We start from the raw sequence: 23,027 nt of genomic DNA on the forward strand, positions 1-23,027 counted from the left end.
CGCCGCGAGCTCAGGACTCCGTTGCCGCCCGGGGACGCGTCCGCACGCCGGGGGGCAACGCGCCGACGGGGGCGACGACCACGTCGTCGAGCTTCCAGTCCAGGCGGCCGATGGCCTCGGCCAGCTCGTCGCACTGCTCGGCGCCAAGCGGCCCGACCGGCACCACGAACACCTCGGTGTGGAACACGTGGCCCTGGTCGCGGACGCGGCAGCCCGCCCGATCCACCCACGCCCGGGAGTGGGCCGCCTCGAGGATGTCGTCGACCACCGGGTGGACGTCGGAGTCGTCGAAGGTGCGGGCCTCGCCGTCCAGCAGGTCGCGGACCGCCCCGCGCAGCTGGGAGACCCCGTCGTGCAGGATGCTGCCGGCGATCACGAGCGCGGCCACGGCGTCCAGCCACCAGACGCCGTAGGCGATGCCCAGCACGCCCACGATGGCGGCCGCCGCGGTCATCCAGTCGGCCTTGTTCATGTCGGCGTCGGCGTAGAGCACCTTGTCGTGCAGGTCCCGCGCCAGCGGCAACTTCCGACGGCCCAGGATCACCGGGAAGACGCCGGTGTAGACCATCGCGGCGATCATCAGCCACCCGGTCCACACCGTCTGCCCGAACAGCTGCACCGTGCCGATCGGCGGGTGCTCGCCGGCGAGCAGCCCCGAGCCCGAGTCGAACACCAGGAACAGCCCCATGCTGAGCAGGGCGACCGCCGCCGTCAGGTGCGCCGAACCCACGACCCGGTGGTGACCGTACGGATGGCTGACGCTCGGACGCCGCCCCGCCCGTCTCGTCGCGAGCAGGAAGGCGAGGGGCGGGATCAGGGAGAGCAGGTCCTCGATCCAGGCCACCTTCATCGCCTGGCTGTTGCCCATGACGAGGTAGACCACCACGACGCCGCTGGTCAGGAACGCCAGGCTCACCCACTCCAGCCGCCGGGCGCGCCGCAGCGCCGCCTCCTGCTCCGGTGGCAGCTCGGTGTTGCCGAAGCGGGCGACCCTCGACGGCCCGCTCACGGCGTGGCCCGGTCGAGGTAGGTCTCCAGCGCGACGAGCAGGGCGTTCTCCCCCAGGGGAACGGCCAACACGCGCCCGACGTCGTCTCCGCCCACCTTCCCGGCACCGTAGACCCGGGTCACCGCCACCGTGTCGGCCCACGGCGTGTCGTCGGCGAACCCGGCGGCCAGGACGTCCAGCTCGCCGTCCTCCATCGCCGCCACGAGTTCCTGCTCCCCGCCCGGGCGCCACTCGACGCGCACGCCCAGAGAGTCGGCGAAACCCTCGACCAGGTCGGCCTCCGGGCCGGACACCCGGCCGTCCTTCACGACCACCGCGCCCTCGCTCCCGGACGCCCCCGCCCGCAGCACGCCGGTGGAGCGCACGCGCTCCAACGTGCCGTCCGGGTCACGGGGCAGGTCGGAGCACCCGGCCAGCAGGAACACCCCCACGACCACGGCGAACACCCGCACGATCCAGCGCTTCACGGCCGCACACTACACCCGGCTCGTCAGCCCGCCCGCCCACCAGGGGGCGGCTGCTCAGGCGTCCGGGGAGGGCCCCGTCGACTCGCGCACGACGAGCTGGACGGGGAAGAACTGGCGCTTCAACCCGCCGTTCTCCTCCGCGAGAGCCAGGCGCAGGGCGGCGCCGCCCATCTCCTCCAACGGGATGTGCACGGTCGTGAGCGACGGGGTGAGGTCACGGGCCACCCAGATGTCGTTGCAGCCCGCCACCGACATGTCGGTGGGCACCGCGAGGCCGTGGTCGCGACAGTAGGCGAGGGCGCCGATGGCCATCTGATCCGCGGTGGCGACCACCGCGGTGAGGTCGGCGTCCAGGGCGAGCAGCTGGGACATGCCGGCGTACCCCCCGTCACGCGTCTGCGGCACCTGCACCACGGTCGGTGCCCGCCCCAGCCCGTCGGCGACCCCGCGCACGCGGTCCACCGTGGACGTCACCACCCCCGAGCCCGAGAGCACACCGACGCGGGTGTGCCCGAGGCGGCGCAGGTGGGCGCCCAGGGCGTGGCCGGCACCGTGGTTGTCCGCCTCGACGCGCACCGCGGGCACGCCCGCGTCCAGCTCGTGACGCCCGAGCAGCACCACCCGACCGGTCTGGGAGAACGACGCCACCCGCGCCGCCAGGCCCACGCGGTACTCCTCGTCGTCGAGGCCGGACCCGGCCACGATGATGATGCTCGCTCCGTGGGACTGCAGCTGGCGAAAGCTGGCCAGCTCCCGCTCCGGGTCACGATCGGTGCTCACGACGGTGACCAGGCACGACTCCTCGGCCGCGACACGGCGGACGCCGTCGACCAGCGCGTCGAAGTAGTGGTCGCCGACCTGGCCCACCAGCACCCCGACGGTGCGCGCGTTGCCGGTGATCAGGGCGCGCGCCTGCGCGTTGGGCACGTAGTCGAGCCGTGCGGCGACCTCGACGACGCGCTCGCGCAGCTCGGCGCTCACGGGGTAGCTGCTGCCCGACAGCACGCGTGAGGCCGTCGCCAGCGAGACTCCCGCCTCGCGGGCGACCTGCTTGAGGTTGCCACCCATGGCCCGGACTCTAACGCCCCGGGCAGGCCTCGGCCCGCAGCGCGGCCTCCAGCAGCCGGACGCCGTCGAGCACCTCGGCGTGGGCCACGGGCGACGGTCCCCCGGCCAGGAAGCGCATGATCGCCGCCGCGGCGGGGTCGAAATAGTCCGGGCCCAGGGGCAGCTCCGCCTGCCGGGCCCCCGACGGTGTGGTGACGCGGGCGCGAAACGGCGCTTCTTGCCCGAGCAGTCGAATCTCGATGGGGCAGGAGGTACGGCAGCGCAGCACCACCCCCTCCCGCGTGGGGTGGGCGCTGAGATCGCGCACGGGGCCTGGGGCGAGCGCCAGGGCCAGCTCGATGGCGTGCGGGGCGTAGAAGGCGCGGCCACCGTGGGGGGACGCCGGGTCCGTCGGTCCGCTCACCCGGACGACGCGCACGTCATCTGGGCGGGCCGGCGACACGCCGGCCACCCCCCGGTGCCACCGCAGGGCGGAGAAGCTCGTCACCCGCCCGCCCGCCGCCCGAGCTTGGGCGATCAGCGCGGCGGCGTCCCGGCTCGTCAGCGCGAAGGGCTTGTCGACGAACACGCTCAAACCGGCACGCAGGAGCGGTTCGGCGGCGCCGCGGTGGTGCGATCCGTCGCGGCCCAGGACGACGGCGGCGTCCACCAGCCCCACGAGATCGGGCGGCTCGGCGACAACGTCGAGGCCCTCCCAGCCCCGCGTGGGGGCGACCACGGCGGTGAGACGGGCCCCGGCATCCGGATGCCGGGCCAGCCACCCCGCCAGCGCGTCGGCGTGGCTGCTCTCGTCACCCACCAGGCCGATCCGCACGCCGCACCTCCCTTCCGAAACGCGCCGAGACCGCTTCCCACCGGGCCTGGGCAGCGCTATTGTCACCGCCATAGTAAACGTTTCCTGCCGCAGGAGGCGTCGGAGCCGGATTGTCACCCGGGCAGTCCCACGTCAGGAGGTTCCCCATGAAGTCACGACTCGTGGCCAGTGCCACGCTCCTCACCCTCGCGTTCGCCGGCTGCTCGGGGAACGCCGCAACACCCGGCACCACGGCCGGCACGGACACCGCCGGCGGTGAGCCCAGCGGCGACGTCACGGTGTGGATGTACCCGGTCATCGCCGACGACGCGGCCTCCCAGACCTTCTGGGCGGACGCCGAGAGCGCCTTCGAGGCGGACCACCCGTCCATCGACCTCACGATCGAGCTGCAGCCGTGGGCCGGCCGCGACGAGCAGGTGGCGACGGCGATCGCGTCCAACACCGGGCCCGACCTGGTGCTCCTCACGCCCGACTCGCTGCCCGGCTTCGTCGACAACGGCGGCCTGAAGTCGCTGGCGGACGCCCAGGATCCCGCGTTCCTGGAATCCGCCGTCACGGCCGCCACGGTCGACGGCGAGATCTACGCGGTGCCGCTCTACCACACGGTGATCGCGCCGGTGTACAACCAGCCGCTCTTCGAGGCGGCGGGCATCACGGAGCTGCCCGAGACCTGGGACGACCTCACCGCGGCCGCGCCGGCCCTGGCCGCCAACGGCATCACCCTCATGGACTACTCCGGCGTCGCCACCCTGAACATGACGTACTACCCGTTCCTGTGGCAGGCCGGGGGCTCGGTGTTCGCCGACGACGGGGAATCCGTGGCCTTCAACTCCGACGAGGGCCGCGCCGCGCTGCAACTGCTCGTCGACCTCAAGAACGCCAACGCCCTCCCGGCCGACGCCGCCACCAAGGAGAACACCGTCGAGGGGTCGGGCCTCACCAACGGCACGATCGCGATGACCCCGATGGCCGTCAAGGCGGACGCCGTGACCCTGCAGACCGCCCTCGGCGAGGACGCCGTCGCCGTCGGCGCACCCCTCACGGGTGAGGAGCAGGTCACGTTCGGCCTGCCCGGCCTGCTGGCGCGGACGTCCATCAGCGATGATGACGGCACCGCCGAGGTGGTGGCGCGCTACCTCTCCTCCGCGGAGTTCCAGACCAGCCTGTCGGAGGCGTCCGGCTACTTCCCGGCCCGCACCGACGCCACGGCGGACAGCTCCGACCCGCTCAACGAGCCGTTCCAGGCGGCGCTGCAGTACGCCCGCCCCGGTGAGGTCAACCCGCACTCGCGCCAGGTGATGGCTGCGCTGTCCGCGCACATCCAGGCGGCGCTCCAGGGCACCAAGACGGTGGAGCAGGCGCTCGCCGACGCCGAGACCGAGTGCAACGCCATCCTGCAGAGCTGACCCGTCCCTGCAGAGGACCCGGCCCGTCGCCAGGCCGGCCGGGTCCTCCCCCCGCCACGGATCCCCACCCGAGGATCCCCACCCAGGAGGGAGCACCATGGCGTCCGTCATCGCGGCCGACGTGCCGGCTGACCCCCGTCGAACACGCACCGGCTCCGCCCCGCGCGTCCCCGGCCGTGCCGCGCGTCGCCGGGACATGACCGCCGGGCTGTTGTTCGTGCTGCCCATGCTGGTGCTGTTCGTCATGTTCCGCGCCTTCCCGGCGCTGGGGGCCATCGGGCTGAGCTTCACCAACTACAAGCTCTCCGGGGACTTCGACGTCGTGGGCCTCAAGAACTACGCCGACTTCTTCACCAGCGAGGTGGCCCGCAACGCCCTGGCCACGACCCTGCTCTACGCGGTGATCTACGTGCCGCTCGTGCTCGCCGTGGCGCTGGGCATCGCGCTGCTGCTCAACCACATCGTGTGGGGCTCCGGTCTGTTCCGCTCCATGATGTTCCTGCCGTACGTCACCTCCTTCGTCCTCGCCGGCATCATCTGGACGTGGCTGCTCTCCCTGGAGGGGCCGATCAACGCGGTCGTGGGCGCCCTCGGCCAGGCACCCATCCCGTTCCTGTCCGGAGCCCAGCCGCTGATCCTGACCTCCATCGCGTCGGCGTCGGTGTGGCACGGCTACGGCTACTCGATGCTGATCCTGCTCGCCGGCCTCAAGACGATTCCCGAGGAGCTCTACGAGTCGGCCCGCATCGACGGCGCCACCGCGTGGCGCCAGTTCCGCCACATCACCCTGCCCCTCCTGCGCCCCAGCCTGTTCTTCGTTCTCGTCATCGAGACCATCGCCGCGTTCCAGGTGTTCGACACCGCCTACGTCATGACCGGCGGCGGCCCGGCGCGGGCGTCCTACTCGCTCGTGTACTTCCTCTACGACTCGGCGTTCCGGTACTTCAACTTCGGTCAGGCCGCGGCCGTCGGCGTCGTGCTGTTCGCGATCGTGCTGGTTCTCTCGCTGGTGCAGCGCCTCGTGCTCGACCGGGAGACGGCATGACCAAGCGACGCCTCACCCCCGCGCACCTGCTCGCCGGCCTCCTGGCGCTCGGCACCGTCACACCGTTCCTCATGGTCGTCGTCCTCGCCCTGAGCCCGCCCTATGCACCGACGATCCCGCAGACGTGGCCGGCGTCCCTCACCCTGGACAACCTTCGCGCCACGCTGGCGTCCGGCAACTTCGTGCGCTGGACGTGGAACAGCCTGGTCTACTCCGTCGTGAGCGTCGTGATCGTGCTGCTCACCGCCGCCATGGCGGGGTACGCCTTCGCGAAGAAGCGGTTCCCGGGGCGGGAGATCCTGTTCTGGTCGTTCCTCGCCACGCTCATGGTGCCCTTCCAGGCCATGCTGATCCCGCTCTTCATCCTGATGGCCCGGCTCGAGGGCGTGAACACGTTCTGGGGTCTTATCGTGCCGACGCTGGCCAACAGCCAGGCGGTGTTCCTCATGCGCCAGTTCATCCGCGACCTGCCCGACGAGCTCTTCGACGCCGCCCGCGTCGACGGTGCCGGCGAGTGGCGCACCTTCTGGCAGATCGTGCTGCCGCTCACCAAGCCGATCCTGGCGACGCTGGGCATCTTCGTCTTCCTGTGGCACTGGAACGACTTCCTCTGGCCGCTCGTCATGGCGCAGTCCAACGCCATGCGGACGCTGACCGTCGGCCTCGCGACGTTGCAGAGCGAGCAGGTTGCCCGCTCGGAGGTGATGGCCGGGGCGCTGATCACGGTCATCCCCTGCCTCGTCATCTTCTTCCTGCTGCAGCGGCACCTCGTCAACTCGATCGCGTCCACCGGAATCAAGGGCTGAGGAGGCCACCCGTGACCGACATGCCCACCACCGAGGCGGCCCTCGAGGAGCAGCTCTCGGCGCCGTCGGACGCCGTGGCCGCGGCGTTGGCGTCCACCACCGGCGACATCGTGGTGCTCGGGGCGGGCGGCAAGGTGGGCCCCACCCTGTGCCGCATGCTCCGGCGGGCGCTGGACGCCGCGGGCTCGCCGCGGCGGGTGCTGGCGATCAGCCGGTGGTCCGACGCCGACGTGCGCGACCGGCTGATCCGCTGGGGCGTCGAGCCGGTGACCGCCGACCTCGCCGATCCCGATGCCTGGGCCGGGCTGCCCGACGCCGGGGCGGTCTTCTTCCTGGCCGGGAACAAGTTCGGCTCGACGGGCAACCAGCACCTCACGTGGTGGATGAACGCCGTGGTGCCCGGGTTGGCCGCGTCGCGCTACCGGGGCGTCCCGACGGTGGTCTACAGCTCCGGGAACGTCTACCCGTTCGTGCCACCGCACTCGGGGGGCTGTTCCGAGACCGATCCGGTCGGACCCGTCGGCACCTACGCCCAGAGCTGCCTGGCCCGGGAGCAGGCCTTCGCCCACGCCGCCGCGCAGTGGGGCACGCCGGTCGCGATCTACCGCCTCAACTATGCCGTCGAGCTGCGCTACGGCGTGCTCGCCGACATCGCGGGCAAGGTGGCCTCCGGTGCCGAGGTCGACGTGACCATGGGGGCGGTGAACGTCGTGTGGCAGCGCGACTCCACCGACTGGAGCATCCGGCTCCTGGAGCACGCCGCACCGGAACCCTTCGTCCTCAACGGGACCGGCCCGGAGAAGGCCTCCACCCGCCGCCTCGCCGAGCAGTTCGCCGCCCTGCTCGGGCGCGAGGCGCACATCGTCGGGGCGGAGGCGCCCGAGGCGCTGCTCTCGGACGCGTCGCGCTGCCACGCCTTGTTCGGCTACCCCACCGTGGGGCTGGCCCAGGCCCGGGCGTGGACGGCCGCGTGGATCGCCGCCGGGGGGCGCCAGCTCGGCAAGGCGACCAAGTTCCAGACCCGAGACGGGAGATTCTGATGACCTCCGCCACCTCGAGCGGGCCCGGCGCGCTGGCGACGGCGCGGCCACCCGCGCTCGGCGGTGCGATCCCCGCCATGCCGCTGCTGCTCGGAGCCGACGGGCGCATCGACTGGCGCGCCCAGCGCGCGGTGGTCCGCTACCACCTGGCCGCCGGTGTCGCCGGGCTGGCGGTCGGAGTCCACACCACGCAGTTCGAGCTGCACGACGACCGCGCGCTGCTGTGCGACGTCTGGGAGCTCGTCCACGACGAGCTGGCGGCCTCCGGTCTGGATGCGACGCTGGTCGCCGGGGTGAGCGGGGACACCGACCAGGCGGTGGCCGAGGCCGAGGCGGCGGCGTCCCTGGGCTACCGGGCCGTGCTGCTGAGCAGCCGTGGCGCCCCCGACGCGGGCGAGGACGCGATCCTGGACCGGGCCGCGGCCGTCGGTGCCGCGCTGCCGACCATCGGGTTCTACCTGCAGGAGTCGGTGGGCGGACGCTACCTTTCACCGCGGTTCTGGCAGCGGCTGGTCGAGCAGCCGACGTGCATCGGGGTCAAGGCCGCGCCGTTCGACCGCTACCGGACGCGGGACGTCGCGTCGGCGATCCTCACGTCCGACCGGTGGCGCGACGTGGCGCTCCTGACCGGCAACGACGACGCCATCGTCGCCGACCTCGTCACCCCGCACCGCCGCGTCGTGGGCGGTGTCGAGCGCGAGCTGCGCTGCGCCGGCGGTCTCCTCGGGCAGTTCGCCGTCGGCACCCGGGCGGCCGCGCAGCTGACGCAACGTTGCCTGGCGGCCAGCGACGCGTCGCCCGATCTGCTCGCCCTGGGCCAGGACCTCACTGAGGTCAACGCCGCGGTCTTCGACGTGGTCCACCAGTTCGCCGGCTGCGTGGCCGGCGTCAACGAGGTGCTGCGCCAGCAGGGCCTGGCCCCCTCGGCGCGCTGTCTGGCGCCGACCGAGCGGGTCTCACCGGGGCAGGCCGACCTCATCGCGGCGGCCCGCCGCCGGTTCCCCGACCTGCTCGATGAGGACTTCATCGCCGAGCACCGGGACGCCTGGCTGTCCTGACCGCAGGCGCCGGTTGGGGGGCGGGGTCAGAGCCCGAGGAGGTCGGCGGCGTTGCCGGCCATCACCGCGGCGCGCTCACTGTCGGAGAGCCTCGCAGCGTGGACCGCCCCGAAGGTGACCGACGGATCGATCAGCGTGGCGTCGGTGCCGAACACCAGCCGGTCGGCGCCGATGGCGTCCAAGACCCAGCGGATGCGGTGCGCCTCGGGCTGGGACCAGCACGGCTCGAACCAGATCCGGTCGGAGCGGCGCCGCGCGTCGGGCACCAGCCGCCACGCGTTGGCCCCCATGTGGCCGGCGATGAGGCGCGCCCCGTCGATGGCCGCCGCCTGGTCGGCGAGGTCGACCACGTCCCCACCCCACGTGTGCACGAGGACCGGCAGGCCGGCGTCCGTGGCGAGCCGCAGCGCGTCCCGCATCGCGCCCGACGCGATGGGGGTGGCCGTGTAGTGCGTGTGGATCTTGACCCCCACCCAGCGCGGCCGGGTGAGCCGACCCAGATCCCGTTCGGCGGCCGCCAGGTCGCGGGGGTCGATGGTGACGTAGCCCCGCAGGCGGGGGTCGTCGGCGTTCGCGAACTCCCGCTCCAGCGCCGCGTTGCCGCTGACGGGGTCGTAGGTGATCGCCTCGATGGCGCTCACCACCTGCACGTCGATGCCGAATCGGTCGAGCAGCGCGCGGTTGAGCGCCAGCGAGCCGGTCTCCATCGAGAAGAACCAAGGGCCCCAGTGGGCGTGGGCGTCGACGATCATGCGCGCCCCACCAGACGGGCGAGATTCCCGGACGCCGCGGCGCGCCGCGCCTCGTCGTCCAAGGTGGACGTCAACAGCCGCTCGACCGCGGAGCGCCCCTCGTGGAAGCCGGCGCGGGAACCGAACACCAACCGGTCCGATCCGAGCTCGTCGACCACGATCTCGAGGGAGTCCGGCCCGTTCAGCAGCCGCGTCGACACGTGGAACCCCGGCTCGTCGGCGGCCAGCGCCACGAGGTCGCCCAGATGGTAGAAGTGGGCGTCGAGGAACACCACGCGCAACCCCCGGCCGGCGTAGGCGGGCCCCCACACCCGGACGTCACCCTCGGCGAACACGACGAGATCACGCTCCGCGCAGGCCCGGACGATCGCGGCGAACCCCGGATGGGTGGGCAGACAGTCCTGCCGCTGCGGCGCCAACCGAACCACCGTGCCGTCCGGGGCCGCCGCCAGCGCCGCCCTCGCCCCCAGCCAGTCGCGCGTCTCCAGGGTGAGGGAGGGCACCAGGCCGAGCGTGCGTGCGGCCTCGACCGCCTCCGCGTTGCCGGACGCGGCGTCGAACGTCATCGCCCGCAGGGAGCCCAGCACGCCGCCGACGATCGGGACGCCGGCCCCCGCCGCCAGCCAGGCGGCCAGATCCGGCACCGCGGTGCGCACGGCGGTCACCGGGTCGCGCCCCACCAGCAGGTCGGCGTCCCACACCTGCAGGGCCGCAGCGTTTGTGCCGGCGCTCACGCCGCACCCCTGTTGCAGGCCTCGGTGATGGCCGCCGCGATGGCGTCGGTGTCGGCGTCGGTGAGGTGCTCGTGAATCCACACCACCACCACCCGGTCCAACGCCGCTCGGGCGTGAGGCACCGCCACGTCGGCATACGAGAAGCCCTCGCCGGCCAGGGGGAAGGGGTGGCCCGAGGAACCGAACGTGCGCTGCTCGTGGGTCGCGGCCAGGCACTCGAAGATCGGCGCGCCGATGTAGCCACCCGTGACGGGCACCCCCGCCTCGCGCAGCGCCGCGGCCACGGCGTCGCGGCGTTCTGGGGCCACGTAGAACGGGTAGCACCAGTACGACGCCGGCCCGCCGGGAGGTGGCTGCCAGACCGTCGCGCCGGGCGCCTGCGCGACGGCCTCGTCCAGCCGGGCCGCGATCGCTCGGCGCCGCGCGACGACGGCCGGCAGCGTCGCGAGCTGGGGCAGGGCGACGGCGGACTGCAGCTCGGTGATGCGGTAGTTGAGCCCGAGGTGGGGGTAGGCGCGGGCGTGCGGGGAGGACCGGTCCCAGCCCTTGTCGCGGAACAGCCGCATGCGCGCGGCGAGCTCGTCGTCATCGGTGATCACCACGCCGCCGTCGCCGCTGGTCATGTGCTTGGTCTGCTGCATGCTGAACGCGCCGAGGTGCCCGAAGGTGCCGACGAAACGGTCACCCAGGCGCGTGGCGTGCGCCTGGGAACAGTCCTCGATGAGGAACAGGCCCCGCTCGTCGGCGAGCCGGCGGAGCGCCGCCGCGTCCGACACGCCCCCGAACAGATGAACGAGCATGATGGCGCCGGTGCGTTCGGTCAACGCCGCCTCGACGCCCTCGACCGTCATGGCGAGGTGCTCGTCCACGTCACAGAACGTCGGGATGAGACCCTCGTACAGCAGGGGCACCACCGAACCGGCGTCGGTGATCGGCGCCACGACCACCTCGGTGCCGGGTTCGAGACGCAGGGACGCGACGGCGGTGTGGAGCGCCGCGGTGCCGGAGGAGGCCGCCACCGCGTGGGCCGCGCCGTAGAAGGACGCGAACCCCTCCTCCAACCGCGCGGTGAACGGCCCGTTCACGCTGGACAGGCTGCCGGACGCCAGCGCGGCGGCGCAGTTCTCGAGCGCCTCGGCGCCGAACGGTTGTCGCTGGGTGAGTTCCACCGGTCGCTCCTGCCCCCTGCGTCTTGAGACGAGGCCGCCCGGCCCCGGTGCTCCACGCTAGCGCCCGGGCCGCACAGGGAGCAAAGCTTTTCTGCGCCTCGGAACAGGCCCGCGCGACCCCTTGTCGGACGCCGTAGAATACGTTTACCGTGGTGTCCAGACCAAGTCACCGGTGACCACATCCCCTGGAGGAACCATGGCCCTGCGTTCTGCTCGACGGCCCCTGTTCGGCGTCCTCGCCGCCGCCCTCGCGGCGTCCGTCTGTCTCGTGGCACCCGCCCACGCCGCGGAGAATCCCCTGCCCGCCAGCTACACCGCTCCCCCGGCGCCCGGGGGTGCCCTCACCGACCTCGGCTCGCCGATCAGCTCCCTCACGGTCGTGGAGGGCGACTTCGGGCACCTCCCGGACGGCACCTTCGTCGCCTACGCGGCCCCCATGGGTGAGGACGCCGCGCTCAACGTGTCCACCGCGACCTCGGGCACGAACACCCTGCTGGGCCAGTACCCCATGGTGGGCGCATCCGGCGCCCCCATGGTGCAGGTGGCCCCGGACGGCCGCGTGTACGCCGCCACCTACACCGACGGCCACCTCTACCGATGGGATCCGGCGACCGCCGAGATGACCGACCTGGGTCAGGCCCCGGGCGGGGCGACCTACCTCTACGGCCTCTCGTTCGCCCCCGACGGCACGGTCTACGGCGGCTCCTACCCCCAGGCGACCGTGTGGTCGTACGCCGACGGCGTCGGTTTCACCGACCTGCAGGTGCCCATTCCGGACGCCTCCGTCCAGTACACACGCACGGTCTATGACCCCGACCGCCACGCCCTGTGGATCGGCACGCAGGCCACCGCCCACCTCTACCGGTTCGACCTCACCACCGGTGCGCTGGCCGAGGTCACCCTGGCCGCCGCCCCCAAGGCCGTCAGCTCCGTCTCTGACCTCGACTACGCCGAGGGAAGGGTGTTCGTGAACTGGGGCGGGTACGTCCGGGTCGTCGACGCCGAGTCATTCACCGAGGTCGCCTTCACCGACGTGTCCGCCAGCCTCCCCTTCACCGCTTACCCGCTCAGCGCCCGCGGCGTCTCCGAGGCCAAGCAGGGTGGCGTCTACTTCTCCAGCACCCAGGTGGTGAACGGCCGCAACAGCGTCGAGGTGGTCCGCTATGACCTCGCCACCGACACCGTCGCGCGCACCGGGGCCAACACCACCGTGCGCGGGGCCCTGATCGGGTACGGCTGGACGGTGGAGAACGGCCAGGACGTCCTCTACGCCCTCGCCGGCAACTACTCCGGCGGCGGCTTCATGCTCAACATCGACAGCGGTCGTTGGCAGCGGCTGCAGTACGACATCCCCCGCGTGCCGTCCCCGCTGCAGCACGTCCTCCCCAACGCCGACGGCAGCCAAGTGCTGGTCAACGCGTTCCTCAATGGGGACACGAGCCGCTGGGACGTGGCGCGCGGAACCGCCACGCCGTTCACCCGCTTCGGGCAGGTGGAGGACTGGACGCTGGTCGACGGCGTCATCCACGCCGGGGTCTACCCCAACGGCACGCTGGTCAGCGCACCCTTCTCGTCCTCCTCCTCGCCCACCCTGACGACCCACGCGACGCTGAAGGACTCCCACCAGCAGATTCGCCCCATCGAGGCGAAGGAACACGAGGGCCGGATCTGGTACGGCACCAACCCCGACTACGGGCTGCACGGCGGGGCCATCGCCGTCCTCGACCCCACCACCGGGGCCGTCGACGTCACCGTCGACGTGGTGCCCGACCACACGATCGCCGCGCTCGCGTTCGTCGGCTCGCGGGTGTTCGCCGGGTCGTCCACCGTGGGCGGCACCGGAACGCAACCCGTGCCCGGCTCCGGCACCCTCATCGCGTGGGACGCCGCAACGAAGTCCGTCGTCGCGTCGGTCACCCCGGTGGAGGGCGCCCGCAGCGTCAACGCGCTCGTGGAGCACCACGGACTGCTCTACGGCCTGGCCGACCACACGCTGTTCGAGGCCGACCCGGACACGCTCGCGGTGACCCGGACGCTGCACCTCGGCACCTCCGGGCCCGTCCAGCCCGGTGAGGGCGAGCTCGTCTTCCACCCCAACGGCTACCTGTACGCCAGCGTCGACGACGCCGTCGTCGTGGTCGATCCGTTGGTCTTCGTCGCCACCACCCTGCTCAGCGAGGGGACGCAGCGGTGGGAGCTCTCCCCCGACGGCTCGTTGTGGACGACCGTGCGCCCCGAGGGTGCCCGGAGCTTCACGCACCTGGGTCAGTACGGGCCGGCCGCCACCGACTGCGCCGCGCCGGACACGCGGCCGTACGTGACGCTGCTCGGCCGCACGACCACCGTGCGCAACCGGTTCCTCACCACCGGCTGCACGCTGCAGGATCTCATCCCCACCCAGGGCGTCCCCCCACGCCGATACGAGGCGGTGCTCCAACCGTGGTTGAGCGCTCGGGTCGCGGCCGGGCAGCTGAGCCCGATCGAGCGACGGCTGCTGTGGGACGCGGCCCGTGGGCGCTAGGGCCGGCTCAGCTGCCCCGGGGGACGTTGAACCCGACGTCGGCGGGGTCGGCGTAGGCGCTCGGCTCGTCGATGGCCTCGCCGAGCAGCGGCATGAGGGCCATCTTGGCCTCGTAGCCGTTGAAGGAGCGGCGGTAGGAGCCGACGTCGGCCCAGCGCGTCACGATCGCCCACAGCTCGGGGTCGTCCAGGTTGCGCACCACCTCGGCGCCCTCACAGCCCGGGCACGACCCGAAGAACGCGGCCACCGCGTCCGCCCGCCCCGAGAAGGAGGCGGCGGCGTCCTGCGCCACGCGGAACCGGTTGACCACGACCATGGCCGTCACCCTAGCTGCCACGCCGCCCGCAAGGACGTCCGGGTAGGCTCCCCCGCGAGGAGGTTGCCATGACGCAGACACCGCAACGCCGCACCCGGCAGCGGACGGCCGTCGCCGAGGCCCTCGACGGTCTGGCGGAGTTCCGCACCGCCCAGGACATCCACGACCTGCTCCGCCACGCCGGTGAGAGCATCGGGCTGGCGACGGTGTACCGGAGCCTCCAGTCGATGGCCGAGGCCGGCGAGGCCGATGTCATCCGGACGCCCGACGGCCAGGCCGCCTACCGTTCCTGCGGGCAGGGCACCGGCCACCACCACCACCTGATCTGCCGCTCCTGCGGCAGAACCGTGGAGTTCGAGCTCGATGACTTCGAGTCCCTCGTCGGCACGATCGCCGCGCGGCACGCGTTCATCGACGTCGACCACGAGCTCGAACTGTTCGGCACCTGCGCGGCCTGCGCCGCGTCGTGAGAGCCCCGCGCTGACGCTGCCCCCTCAGAACCCCATGGCCAGGCGGTGGTAGGCGTTGTTCCACCGCAGTTCCTTGGCGAACTGTTCGGTCTCGGTCCGGCCCGTGATGGAGACGAGCTCCACGTCCAGCATCGTCGCCAGGTTCGCGAGGTGCTCGCGCCGCAACGAGGTCGACAACACCGTGTGGTGTGGCCCACCCGCGAGCAGCCAGCACTCCGTCGAGGTGCTGAAGTCGGCGTCCGCCCGCCACACCGCACGCGCGACCGGCAGGTTCGGCAGGTCCTCCAGCGGCTCGACCAGCTCGACGTCGTTGCTCACCATGCGGAACCGGTCGCCCAGGTCGCACAGGCCGAGCACCACGGCCGGCCCGGTCGCGGCGGTGAACACCATGCGCACCGGGTCCTCCCGGTCGCCGATGCCCAGCGGGTGCACCTCGATGCGCGGCTTCTCGCCGGTGATGGAGGGATCCACCTCGAGCATGTGCGCCCCCAGCGAGAGCTCGCGTCCGGGTTCGAGGTGGTAGGTGTAGTCCTCCATGAACGAGCTGCCGCCCGGCAGGCCGACCTCCATCGTCTTCAGGACGCGGCCCAGCACCGCGGTCTTCCAGTCGCCCTCGCCGGCGAACCCGATGCCGTCGGCCATGAGCCGCTGCACCGCCAGGCCGGGGAGCTGCTTCAGCCCGCCGAGGTCCTCGAACGTCGTCGTGAACGCCCCGAAGCCGCCGTCGACGACGAAGCGCCGCAGCGCCACCTCCTGGCGGGCGCCGTAGCGCAGCGACTCCGCTCGGTCCCCACCGGGGCGCAGCTCGGGGGCCACGTCGTACAGGTCGAGGTACTCCTCGACGACCGCGTCCACGTCGGCGTCCGCCACCGCGTCCACGACCGCCACGAGGTCGTTGACGCCCCACGTGTTCACGCTGACGCCGAACGTCAGCTCGGCGGCGACCTTGTCGCCCTCGGTGACGGCCACCGAGCGCATGTTGTCGCCGAAGCGGCAGACGCGGAGCTGCGCCAGCTCGGCCGCACCCAGGCAGGCGCGGGCCCAGGTGGCCACGCGCTCCACCACCAACGGGTTCGAGACGTGCCCGGCCACCGTCGTCCGGTTCTTGCCCAGCCGCGTCTGGATGTAGCCGAACTCGCGGTCGCCGTGGGCGGCCTGGTTCAGGTTCATGAAGTCCATGTCGATGGTGGCCCACGGCAGGTCGCGATTGGCCTGCGTGTGCAGGTGCAGCAGCGGCTTGGCCAACAGGTCGAGCCCCGTGATCCACATCTTCGCCGGGCTGAACGTGTGCATCCAGGCGATGACGCCCACGCAGGCGTCGTCGGAGTTCGCGTCGATCATCACGCGCCGGATGCCGGCCGTGTCGGTCAGCACCGGCTTGGCGACCACCTCGACCGGCATCTGCTCGGCGGACGCCAGCGCGTCCGACACCGTCCTACTCTGGTCGGCCACCTGCGTCAGGACGTCCTCGCCGTACAACCCCTGGCTGCCGGTCAGGAACCACACCTGCTTGCGCTCACTCATCTTGTTCTCCCTTGGTTGGTGGGCCGCGTCACTGCCCGTAGACGTTCTGGTACCGGTCCCACAACCGGTCGATGTCGGCCTGGTCGATCCGCTGCGGCTCCCCGAGCAGCCGCGCGGTGTGGACGGTCCGCGCCACCTCCTCGAGCATCACCGCCGCCTTCACCGCGTCCAGCCCCGAGGAGCCGATGGTGAAGGGGCCGTGGTTGGCCATGAGGACGGCCCGCGAGCGCGAGTCGCGCAGCGTCTCGACGATGCCGCGGCCGATCGAGTCGTCGCCGATCAGCGCGAACGGGCCGACGGGGATGTCGCCGCCGAACTCGTCGGCCATCATCGTCAGCACGCACGGGATCGGCTCGCGCCGGGCCGACCAGGCGGTCGCGTAGGTCGAGTGGGTGTGCACCACGCCCTGCACCTGCGGCATCGCCCGGTACACGTAGGCGTGGGCCGCAGTGTCGGAGGACGGCTTGCGCTCCCCCTCCACGCGGTTGCCGTCGAGGTCGCACACCACCATGTCGTCGCTCGTCAGGGTGTGGTACCGGGCCCCCGACGCCTTGATGACGAACAGGTCGACCCCCGGCACGCGCTCGGACACGTTGCCGGCGGTCCACGTCACGAGGTCGTTGGCGGGCAGCTCGGCGTGCAGGTCGGTCACCACCTGCTTCACGCGGTCAATCTCGGCGCGAAACTCGGCCAGGCGCGGGTCGGTCATCGGGGTCCTCTCAGGTGGTGGCAGACGGGAAACGAACGTGCTCAGGACGGCAGGGCGTCGACGGCCGCACGCTCGATGGCGAGCCCGGCGCGGTAGCGCGCCATGAAGGTGTCAAAACCGGCGACGTCGGCCGCATCCGGGGTCACGGTCTCGACCGCGGCGTCGCCGAACACCTCGGACGCCAGCCACGCGGCCAGGTCGCCGCCACCGGCGCGCAGGAACGACACGAGCAACGCCATGCCCCAGGCGCCGCCCTCCGCGGCCGTGGCACCGACCGACACCGGCGTCCGCATCGCCGCCGCGAGGAAGCGCTGCGCCACCTGCTTGGTGGCGAACACCCCGCCGTGGGCGATCATCTCGTCCACCTCGACGCCCTCGGCGTCGAGCACGTCCATGCCGATCCGCAGCGCGCCGAAGGCCGCGTACAGGTGCGTCCGCATGACGTTGGCCAGGCTGAACGAGCTCCCCGGCGTCCGGACGAGGAGCGGACGCCCCTCCTCCAGCTCGGTCACGTGCTCCCCGGCGACGTAGTTGTAGGCGAGCAGGCCGCCGCCGTCGGCGTCCGCCCCCAGCGCGGCGGTGTAGAGCAGCTCGAACGCCCGGGTCTCGTCCACCTCGGCCCCCAGGAGCCCGGCCGCCTCGCGGAACAGCGCCACCCAGGCGTTCAGGTCGAGCGTGCCGTTGATGCAGTGGACCATCGCCACGGGGTCGCCGGCCGGCGTCGTGACGAGGTCGACCTCGGCGTGGGCCTGCGACAGCGGCCCCTCCAGCACGACCATCGCGAAGACCGAGGTGCCTGCGGACACGTTGGCGGTGCGCGGGGCGACCGCGTTCGTCGCGACCATGCCCGTGCCCGCGTCGCCCTCCGGTGGGGCGACGGGACAACCGGGCGCCAGGGCGCCGCTCGGGTCGAGCAGCCGGGCGCCCGCCTCGGTCAGCGTGCCGGCCTGTTCACCGGCGGGCAGGACGCGGGGAAGGAGGTCCGCGAGCCGCCACGGCACGTCACGCTCGGCCACGAGCGCATCGAACTGCTCGATCATGCGGGCGTCCCACGTGCCGGTGGCCGGGTCGATGGCGAGGATGCCGGAGGCGTCCCCCACCCCCAGGACGCGCTCCCCGGTGAGCAGCGTGTGGACGTGCCCGGCGAGCGTGGTCAGGGCGGCGACGCGGCTGACGTGTTCCTCCCCGTCGAGCACGGCCTGGTAGAGGTGCGCGACGCTCCAGCGCTGCGGGATGGGGTGTCCGAAGAGCGCGGTGAGCTCCTCCGAGGCCTGCCCCGTCGTGGTGTTCTGCCAGGTGCGGAAGGGCACGAGCAGCTCGCGGTCGGCGTCGAAGGCGAGGTAGCCGTGCATCATCGCCGAGACGCCGACGCCGCCGACGCGCTCCCAGCGGACGCCGTGGGTGCGCTCGACCGCGGCTGCCAGGTCGGCGCAGGCGGCCTGCAGTCCGGCGACGACGGCGGCCAGGTCGTAGGTCCAGTGCCCGCCGTCGCGGGTGGACGCCCACGCGTGCGATCCGCTGGCAAGAGGCTGGTGATCGGGCCCGATGAGGACGGCCTTGATGCGCGTCGAGCCGAACTCGATGCCGAGGCTGGTCTCGCCGTCGACGATGGCCTGCCGGCCCCGCTCCTGGTCCGCGCCCACCGCGGGCTGCTCCGTCTGCGTCACCTCTGCTCCCTCCGCCCGATTGGATCCCACCCATCTCCGTCGCCGGGATGTTAGCGTTCACACGGGCTGGCTCTAGACTAGCAGCCAAAACTGACCCGAGGGGGTGGCGGCGATGACCACGACGACCGGGGGCGGCCGGTCCCGGCCCGCCGGCATGGGCGATGTGGCGGCCCTGGCCGGCGTCTCCCACCAGACCGTCTCCCGCGTGCTGAACGGCTCCCCCCACGTGCGCGAGGCGACCCGCGACCGCGTCCGGGCCGCCATGGCCACCCTGGACTACCGCCCCAACCTCGCCGCCCGCGCCCTCGTCACCCGCCGCTCGGGCCTGCTCGGCGTGCTGGCCACCGGGCTGCCCCACCTCGGCCCGTCCGCGGTGCTCGCCGGCATCGAGACCGCCGCGCGCGCGGCCGGCTTCACCGCGCTGGTCGGGGTGCTGGACGACGACGCGTCGCAGGTCGACCCCATCCTCACCTCGTTCGCCGCGCATCGCGTGGACGGGATCGCCGTCATCGCCCCCTACCCCTGGCTCGTGGACGCGGCCCGCGCCGCCGGGGACGCCGGCCCGGTCCTCGTGGTGGCGGATGCCGCCACCGGCGCGGTGGGCAGCGTCGGCGTCGACCAGGCGGCCGGCGCCCGCGCCGCCGTCTCCCACCTCGTGGCGCGCGGGCTGACCGACATCGCCCACCTCAGCGGGCCGCCGGGGTGGATCGACGCCGAGCGCCGCATCGCCGGGTGGGCGGACGCCCTCGGCGCCGCCGGCCTGCCCCGCGGCCGGCTGGCCGAGGGTGACTGGAGCGCCGAGTGCGGGCACGCCGTGGGCCGGGCGTGGATCGCCGACGGGGTGCCGCAGGCGATCTTCTGCGCCAACGACGTCATGGCGCTCGGGTTGTTGGCCGCGCTGCGGGAGGCCGGCGTCCGGGTGCCCGAGGACGTCAGCGTCGTTGGTTTCGACGACATGGTGGGTGCCGCCCACCTCGCCCCCGCCCTCACCACGGTGCGCCAGCCGTTCGCGGTCGTGGGCTCGCGGGCCGTCGCCGCGCTGCTGGCCGCCGTCGACGGGGGCCCCGCCGAGCACCACACCGTCACCGCAGAACTCGTCGTCCGCGCCAGCACCCGCTGACGCGTCCCCCACCAGGAAGGCCATCATGGACCACCACACCCTCAGCAACGATCTGTTCACCGTCGAGGTGCGTGCGCTCGGCGCGGCGCTCAACCGGGTCGTCGCGCACACCGACGACGGCGACGTCGATCTCGTGCTCGGCCACGCCGAGGACGCCGCCCGCGCCGAGGGAGAGTTCTACCTCGGCGAACTCGTCGGGCCGACCGCCAACCGCATCGAAGGCGGCCGGTTCACCCTCGACGGCACCGATCACGCGATGGCCGTGAACGACCGCGGCAACACCCTCCACGGCGGGCCGAACGGCTTCTCGACCAAGACGTGGGACATCACCGAGGCCACCGACGACCGCGTCACCCTGGCGCTTGAGTGGTCGGACGCCCCCGGCGGCCTGCCCGGCGTGCTCACCACCACGGTGACCTACACCCTGGACGGCGCCGAGCTCACCCACGTCATCACCGTCACCACCACCGAGGTCACGCTCGCCTCGCCGTGTTCGCACCCCTACGTCAACCTCGCCGGCTCCGGCACGATTCTCGACCAGGTGCTCACCGTGCGTGCCGGCCGCGTCCTGTTCACCGACGAGACGGGCATCCCCACCGGCGACCCCCAGGACGTGACTGGCACCCCGTTCGACCTGCGCGGCGGCGTCCGCCTGGGTGACGCGATGGCCGCGGACCACCCGCAGGTGCGGGCCGTCGACGGCCTCGACCACGCGTTCGTGCTGGACGCCCCGGGCCTCGACGGCGAGCCCGTCGCCGAGCTGGCGGATCCGGCGTCCGGCCGCAGCCTGGCGATCTGGACCGACCAGCCGAGCCTGCAGGTGTTCACCGGCGCCGGGCTGCAGCGGTGCACCGCCGGGTTGCACCGGCCCTACCCCGACCACGCCGGCGTCGCCCTGGAGACCCAGCAGTTCCCCAACGCCGCCAACCGGCCGGACTACCCGTCGATCCGGCTGGAGCCCGGGCAGTCGTACACCTCGACGACGCGCTGGCGCCTGTCGCTCTGAGTCCTTTCCCCGCCCTGCGACAATGGGCGGGTGCCGACCTACCGTGACGAGGCGGTCGTCCTCCGCACCCACAAGCTGGGCGAGGCCGACCGCATCATCACCGTGCTGTCACGCCGCCACGGCAAGGTGCGCGCCGTCGCGCGCGGCGTCCGGCGGACGTCGAGCAAGTTCGGCGCCCGGCTCGAGCCGTTCAGCCACGTCGACCTGCAGTTCGCCACCGGGCGCACCCTCGACGTCATCACCGAGGCCGTCACACTGCACCCCTGGTCGCAGCCGCTCGGCGCGGACTACCCCCGCTACACCGTCGGCCAGGTGCTCCTCGAGACCGCCGACCGCCTGGTGGGCGTGGAGGGCGAGCCTGCGCTGGCGCAGTTCCGGCTGCTGGCCGGCGGGCTGCACGCGCTGACCGCGGGCACGTCCGACGGCGAGCGGCCGCCGACCATGGTCATGGACTCCTACCTCCTGCGCGCGGTCGCCACCGCCGGCTTCGCGCCCAGCCTGGGCGACTGCGCGTCCTGCGGGGACGCCGGCCCCCACGAGGCCTTCTCCCCCGCCGCCGGTGGCACGGTCTGCCCGCGGTGCCGGCCGCCGGGGACGCCGCTGCTGCGGCCGGGCGCCCTGGCCTACCTGCAGGCCCTCATCAGCGGCTCGTGGGAGGCGACACGGACGGTGGACGCCGGCGTCCAGCGCCAGGCGTCCGGGCTGATCGCCGCCTTCGTGGGCTGGCACACCGAGCGCGGCCTGCGCACGCTGGGCCTGGTCGAGCGCTGAGCCTGGTCGAACGCTGAGCCGGGCTCACCCGCGCGGTGCCGCGATCTGCGCGGCGAGGTGGCCGGCGCCGTAGCCGTTGTCGATGTTGACCACGCCGACCCCGGGCGCGCAGGCGTTGAGCATGGTGAGCAGCGGGGCGATCCCGCCGAACGCGGCGCCGTAGCCCACCGACGTCGGCACCGCGACGACCGGGCACGCGACGAGCCCGGCGATCAGCCCCGGCAGGGCGCCGTCCATGCCCGCGACGACCACGACCACGCCGGCCGAGCGGAACAGCTCCAGGCGGCTGAGCGTGCGGTGCAACCCCGCGATGCCGACGTCGACCACCAGCTCGGCGCGCCGGCCGAGGTGGCGGGCGGTGAGGAGGGCCTCGCGGGCCACCGGCAGGTCGGACGTGCCGGCGCACGCCACGACCACGAGCTCGCCGGACGCCTCGGGCTGCCGCGCCGGCCACACCAGCAGCCGGGCCACCGGGTCGTGGAAGGCGTCGGGCAGCACGGTGAGGATGGCGGCGGCGCGGTCGGCGTCCGCGCGGGTGAAGATCGTGACCACGTCGGCCCGCGCACCCACCCGGCGGGCGATCTCGGCGCACGCCTCGACCGACTTGCCCTCGCAGTAGACGGCCTCGGGGTAGCCGCGGCGCTCGCCGCGGCCGAGATCGAGGTCGGCGACGTCGTCGTCAGCCACGCGAGCGCACCACCTGCAGCGTGAACGCGCCGGACTGGATGCCCGCGAGATCGACCGTCACGTGCCGGAACCCCGCCGCGCGGATGCCCCCGAGCGCTTGCTCGCGCACGCCGGCGTCCGCCAGGCGCGCCAGCTCGGCGACCGGCACCTCGATGCGGGCGATGTCGCCGTGGTGGCGCAGCCGCGCGTCGGTGAAGCCCAGCGCGCGCAGCACCTCCTCGCCGGCCTCGATCTGGCGCAGCTTCGCCGGCGTGACCTCCTGGCCGTGCGGGATGCGGCTGGCCAGGCAGGGCGCGGCCGGCTTGTCGGCCACCCCCAGCCCCAGCGCGCGGGCAAGCGCGCGGACGCGCTCCTTCGTCAGCCCGGCGGTGGCGAGCGGACGCAGCACCGCGTGGTTCGTCGCCGCCTGGGCACCCGGCCGGTCGGGCCGCACCGCGTCGTCGGCGTTCTCGCCGTAGGCCACCGCGCCCAGCGCGTGCTCGGCGACGAGCGTCGCGTCGATGACGGTGAACATCTCGTCCTTGCAGTGGAAGCACCGGTCGACGCCGTTGGCGCGATAGGCGGGGTTGGCGTCCTCGTGGGTGGCGAACTCGGCCAGGCGGGCGCCCATCTCGGACGCCGTCGCCCGCGCCCGCGCCAGCTCGTCGCGGGCCAGCGACGGCGACACCGCCAGCAGGCCCAGCACGGCGTCCGGCCCCAGCGCGCGGACGCCCACCGCGAGCAGCACCGCGGAGTCGACCCCACCGGAGAACGCCACCCCGACGCGACCGTGGCCGGCCAGCAGCGCGGCGACGGCGTCGGCGTCGGCCCGTGGCCCCTCCGGCAGGGCGGCGAACGGGGCGGTGGCTGGGGCAGATGTCATCGGGCG

Annotated in this window: 23 protein-coding genes; 10 read left to right on the plus strand and 13 right to left on the minus strand. The window is 73.1% G+C overall.

Going from position 1 to position 23,027, the window contains the following annotated elements; genetic code table 11:
• Nucleotides 1-10 precede the first annotated feature (10 nt).
• Genes IFY26_RS06570 through IFY26_RS06585 form a run of 4 tightly spaced genes read right to left on the minus strand, consistent with a single transcriptional unit; the run spans nt 11 to nt 3,358 of the window.
• Entirely contained in the window at nt 11-1,009 is a 999-nt protein-coding gene (locus IFY26_RS06570) for a cation diffusion facilitator family transporter (RefSeq protein ID WP_232548196.1), read from the minus strand.
• Nucleotides 1,006-1,476, minus strand: coding sequence for a transporter substrate-binding domain-containing protein (locus tag IFY26_RS06575; RefSeq protein ID WP_232548197.1), 471 nt, complete (start codon nt 1,474-1,476; stop codon nt 1,006-1,008). Before IFY26_RS06575 ends, IFY26_RS06570 begins: the two co-directional genes overlap by 4 nt.
• Nucleotides 1,477-1,530: 54 nt before the next feature.
• A complete protein-coding gene (locus tag IFY26_RS06580; RefSeq protein WP_232548198.1) occupies nt 1,531-2,544 on the minus strand; it encodes a LacI family DNA-binding transcriptional regulator in 1,014 nt (337 codons plus the stop codon).
• A 10-nt stretch (nt 2,545-2,554) separates the two neighbouring features.
• Nucleotides 2,555-3,358 (minus strand): Gfo/Idh/MocA family oxidoreductase, encoded by an 804-nt coding sequence (locus tag IFY26_RS06585; protein WP_232548199.1) that lies wholly within the window; start codon nt 3,356-3,358, stop codon nt 2,555-2,557.
• Between the two features lie 146 nt (nt 3,359-3,504).
• On the opposite strand from IFY26_RS06585, the gene IFY26_RS06590 reads away from it, so the two are divergent.
• From IFY26_RS06590 to IFY26_RS06610, 5 genes are all read left to right on the plus strand, one after another.
• Nucleotides 3,505-4,764, plus strand: coding sequence for a sugar ABC transporter substrate-binding protein (locus tag IFY26_RS06590; protein ID WP_232548200.1), 1,260 nt, complete (start codon nt 3,505-3,507; stop codon nt 4,762-4,764).
• 97 nt (nt 4,765-4,861) lie between these two features.
• Nucleotides 4,862-5,809 (plus strand): carbohydrate ABC transporter permease, encoded by a 948-nt coding sequence (locus IFY26_RS06595; RefSeq protein WP_232548201.1) that lies wholly within the window; start codon nt 4,862-4,864, stop codon nt 5,807-5,809.
• The gene (locus IFY26_RS06600; protein WP_232548202.1) at nt 5,806-6,615 is read left to right on the plus strand and encodes a carbohydrate ABC transporter permease; all 810 of its coding nucleotides are present in this window, start codon (nt 5,806-5,808) and stop codon (nt 6,613-6,615) included. Before IFY26_RS06595 ends, IFY26_RS06600 begins: the two co-directional genes overlap by 4 nt.
• 20 nt (nt 6,616-6,635) lie before the next feature.
• Complete coding sequence (locus IFY26_RS06605; RefSeq protein WP_232548293.1) at nt 6,636-7,655, plus strand: NAD-dependent epimerase/dehydratase family protein; 1,020 nt, start codon at nt 6,636-6,638, stop codon at nt 7,653-7,655.
• The gene (locus IFY26_RS06610; RefSeq protein ID WP_232548203.1) at nt 7,655-8,713 is read left to right on the plus strand and encodes a dihydrodipicolinate synthase family protein; all 1,059 of its coding nucleotides are present in this window, start codon (nt 7,655-7,657) and stop codon (nt 8,711-8,713) included. Before IFY26_RS06605 ends, IFY26_RS06610 begins: the two co-directional genes overlap by 1 nt.
• A 26-nt stretch (nt 8,714-8,739) precedes the next feature.
• Here the strand turns inward: IFY26_RS06610 and IFY26_RS06615 are convergent, their stop codons facing one another.
• From IFY26_RS06615 to IFY26_RS06625, 3 genes are read right to left on the minus strand one after another with little or no spacing between them, the layout of a single operon-like run.
• The gene (locus tag IFY26_RS06615; protein WP_232548204.1) at nt 8,740-9,465 is read right to left on the minus strand and encodes an amidohydrolase family protein; all 726 of its coding nucleotides are present in this window, start codon (nt 9,463-9,465) and stop codon (nt 8,740-8,742) included.
• Nucleotides 9,462-10,199 (minus strand): amidohydrolase, encoded by a 738-nt coding sequence (locus IFY26_RS06620; protein WP_232548205.1) that lies wholly within the window; start codon nt 10,197-10,199, stop codon nt 9,462-9,464. Before IFY26_RS06620 ends, IFY26_RS06615 begins: the two co-directional genes overlap by 4 nt.
• On the minus strand, nt 10,196-11,368 hold the full coding sequence (locus tag IFY26_RS06625) for a DegT/DnrJ/EryC1/StrS family aminotransferase (RefSeq protein WP_232548206.1): 1,173 nt from the start codon (nt 11,366-11,368) through the stop codon (nt 10,196-10,198). Before IFY26_RS06625 ends, IFY26_RS06620 begins: the two co-directional genes overlap by 4 nt.
• Before the next feature lie 196 nt (nt 11,369-11,564).
• Between IFY26_RS06625 and IFY26_RS06630 the strand changes: the two genes are divergently transcribed.
• Nucleotides 11,565-13,889, plus strand: coding sequence for an NHL repeat-containing protein (locus tag IFY26_RS06630; RefSeq protein ID WP_232548207.1), 2,325 nt, complete (start codon nt 11,565-11,567; stop codon nt 13,887-13,889).
• A gap of 7 nt (nt 13,890-13,896) precedes the next feature.
• Here IFY26_RS06630 and IFY26_RS06635 read toward each other — a convergent pair whose 3' ends face one another.
• Complete coding sequence (locus IFY26_RS06635) at nt 13,897-14,205, minus strand: antibiotic biosynthesis monooxygenase family protein (protein ID WP_232548208.1); 309 nt, start codon at nt 14,203-14,205, stop codon at nt 13,897-13,899.
• 68 nt (nt 14,206-14,273) lie between these two features.
• Between IFY26_RS06635 and IFY26_RS06640 the strand changes: the two genes are divergently transcribed.
• Nucleotides 14,274-14,675, plus strand: coding sequence for a Fur family transcriptional regulator (locus IFY26_RS06640; RefSeq protein WP_232548209.1), 402 nt, complete (start codon nt 14,274-14,276; stop codon nt 14,673-14,675).
• A 24-nt stretch (nt 14,676-14,699) separates the two neighbouring features.
• Here IFY26_RS06640 and araA read toward each other — a convergent pair whose 3' ends face one another.
• The 3 genes from araA to IFY26_RS18120 are packed head-to-tail and all read right to left on the minus strand — an operon-like array spanning nt 14,700 to nt 18,575.
• Nucleotides 14,700-16,199, minus strand: coding sequence for an L-arabinose isomerase (araA, locus tag IFY26_RS06645; protein ID WP_232548210.1), 1,500 nt, complete (start codon nt 16,197-16,199; stop codon nt 14,700-14,702).
• A gap of 28 nt (nt 16,200-16,227) precedes the next feature.
• The gene (locus tag IFY26_RS06650; RefSeq protein WP_232548211.1) at nt 16,228-16,908 is read right to left on the minus strand and encodes an L-ribulose-5-phosphate 4-epimerase; all 681 of its coding nucleotides are present in this window, start codon (nt 16,906-16,908) and stop codon (nt 16,228-16,230) included.
• A 41-nt stretch (nt 16,909-16,949) separates the two neighbouring features.
• A complete protein-coding gene (locus IFY26_RS18120) occupies nt 16,950-18,575 on the minus strand; it encodes a xylulokinase (protein WP_232548212.1) in 1,626 nt (541 codons plus the stop codon).
• 112 nt (nt 18,576-18,687) lie between these two features.
• On the opposite strand from IFY26_RS18120, the gene IFY26_RS06660 reads away from it, so the two are divergent.
• Genes IFY26_RS06660 through recO form a run of 3 tightly spaced genes read left to right on the plus strand, consistent with a single transcriptional unit; the run spans nt 18,688 to nt 21,472 of the window.
• Nucleotides 18,688-19,695: a LacI family DNA-binding transcriptional regulator gene (locus tag IFY26_RS06660; protein ID WP_232548213.1), complete on the plus strand. Its 1,008-nt coding sequence runs from the start codon at nt 18,688-18,690 to the stop codon at nt 19,693-19,695.
• Between the two features lie 25 nt (nt 19,696-19,720).
• Complete coding sequence (locus IFY26_RS06665; RefSeq protein WP_232548214.1) at nt 19,721-20,701, plus strand: aldose epimerase family protein; 981 nt, start codon at nt 19,721-19,723, stop codon at nt 20,699-20,701.
• 30 nt (nt 20,702-20,731) lie between these two features.
• A complete protein-coding gene (gene recO, locus IFY26_RS06670; protein WP_232548215.1) occupies nt 20,732-21,472 on the plus strand; it encodes a DNA repair protein RecO in 741 nt (246 codons plus the stop codon).
• A 24-nt stretch (nt 21,473-21,496) separates the two neighbouring features.
• On the opposite strand, the gene larB is transcribed toward recO, so the two are convergent.
• Both larB and larE read right to left on the minus strand, forming a co-directional pair.
• Nucleotides 21,497-22,159, minus strand: a complete 663-nt coding sequence (gene larB, locus IFY26_RS06675) for a nickel pincer cofactor biosynthesis protein LarB (RefSeq protein WP_232548216.1) — start codon at nt 22,157-22,159, stop codon at nt 21,497-21,499.
• Nucleotides 22,152-23,021, minus strand: a complete 870-nt coding sequence (gene larE, locus IFY26_RS06680) for an ATP-dependent sacrificial sulfur transferase LarE (protein ID WP_232548217.1) — start codon at nt 23,019-23,021, stop codon at nt 22,152-22,154. The genes larB and larE overlap by 8 nt, the downstream gene beginning before the upstream one ends.
• Nucleotides 23,022-23,027: the final 6 nt, after the last annotated feature.

Source organism: Propioniciclava soli (assembly GCF_014858005.1).
Taxonomy (GTDB): Bacteria; Actinomycetota; Actinomycetes; order Propionibacteriales; family Propionibacteriaceae; genus Propioniciclava; species Propioniciclava soli.

Bases quoted from the DNA above. Each gene is read 5' to 3' on its own strand.
- IFY26_RS06660 (WP_232548213.1), top strand. From the start codon at position 18,688: ATGACCACGACGACCGGGGGCGGCCGGTCCCGGCCCGCCGGCATGGGC.
- larE (WP_232548217.1), bottom strand. From the start codon at position 23,021: ATGACATCTGCCCCAGCCACCGCCCCGTTCGCCGCCCTGCCGGAGGGG.
- IFY26_RS06630 (WP_232548207.1), top strand. From the start codon at position 11,565: ATGGCCCTGCGTTCTGCTCGACGGCCCCTGTTCGGCGTCCTCGCCGCC.
- IFY26_RS06650 (WP_232548211.1), bottom strand. From the start codon at position 16,908: ATGACCGACCCGCGCCTGGCCGAGTTTCGCGCCGAGATTGACCGCGTG.
- IFY26_RS06640 (WP_232548209.1), top strand. From the start codon at position 14,274: ATGACGCAGACACCGCAACGCCGCACCCGGCAGCGGACGGCCGTCGCC.
- IFY26_RS06590 (WP_232548200.1), top strand. From the start codon at position 3,505: ATGAAGTCACGACTCGTGGCCAGTGCCACGCTCCTCACCCTCGCGTTC.
- IFY26_RS06615 (WP_232548204.1), bottom strand. From the start codon at position 9,465: ATGATCGTCGACGCCCACGCCCACTGGGGCCCTTGGTTCTTCTCGATG.
- IFY26_RS06595 (WP_232548201.1), top strand. From the start codon at position 4,862: ATGGCGTCCGTCATCGCGGCCGACGTGCCGGCTGACCCCCGTCGAACA.
- IFY26_RS06580 (WP_232548198.1), bottom strand. From the start codon at position 2,544: ATGGGTGGCAACCTCAAGCAGGTCGCCCGCGAGGCGGGAGTCTCGCTG.
- IFY26_RS06600 (WP_232548202.1), top strand. From the start codon at position 5,806: ATGACCAAGCGACGCCTCACCCCCGCGCACCTGCTCGCCGGCCTCCTG.
- IFY26_RS06665 (WP_232548214.1), top strand. From the start codon at position 19,721: ATGGACCACCACACCCTCAGCAACGATCTGTTCACCGTCGAGGTGCGT.
- IFY26_RS06610 (WP_232548203.1), top strand. From the start codon at position 7,655: ATGACCTCCGCCACCTCGAGCGGGCCCGGCGCGCTGGCGACGGCGCGG.
- araA (WP_232548210.1), bottom strand. From the start codon at position 16,199: ATGAGTGAGCGCAAGCAGGTGTGGTTCCTGACCGGCAGCCAGGGGTTG.
- IFY26_RS06605 (WP_232548293.1), top strand. From the start codon at position 6,636: ATGCCCACCACCGAGGCGGCCCTCGAGGAGCAGCTCTCGGCGCCGTCG.
- IFY26_RS06635 (WP_232548208.1), bottom strand. From the start codon at position 14,205: ATGGTCGTGGTCAACCGGTTCCGCGTGGCGCAGGACGCCGCCGCCTCC.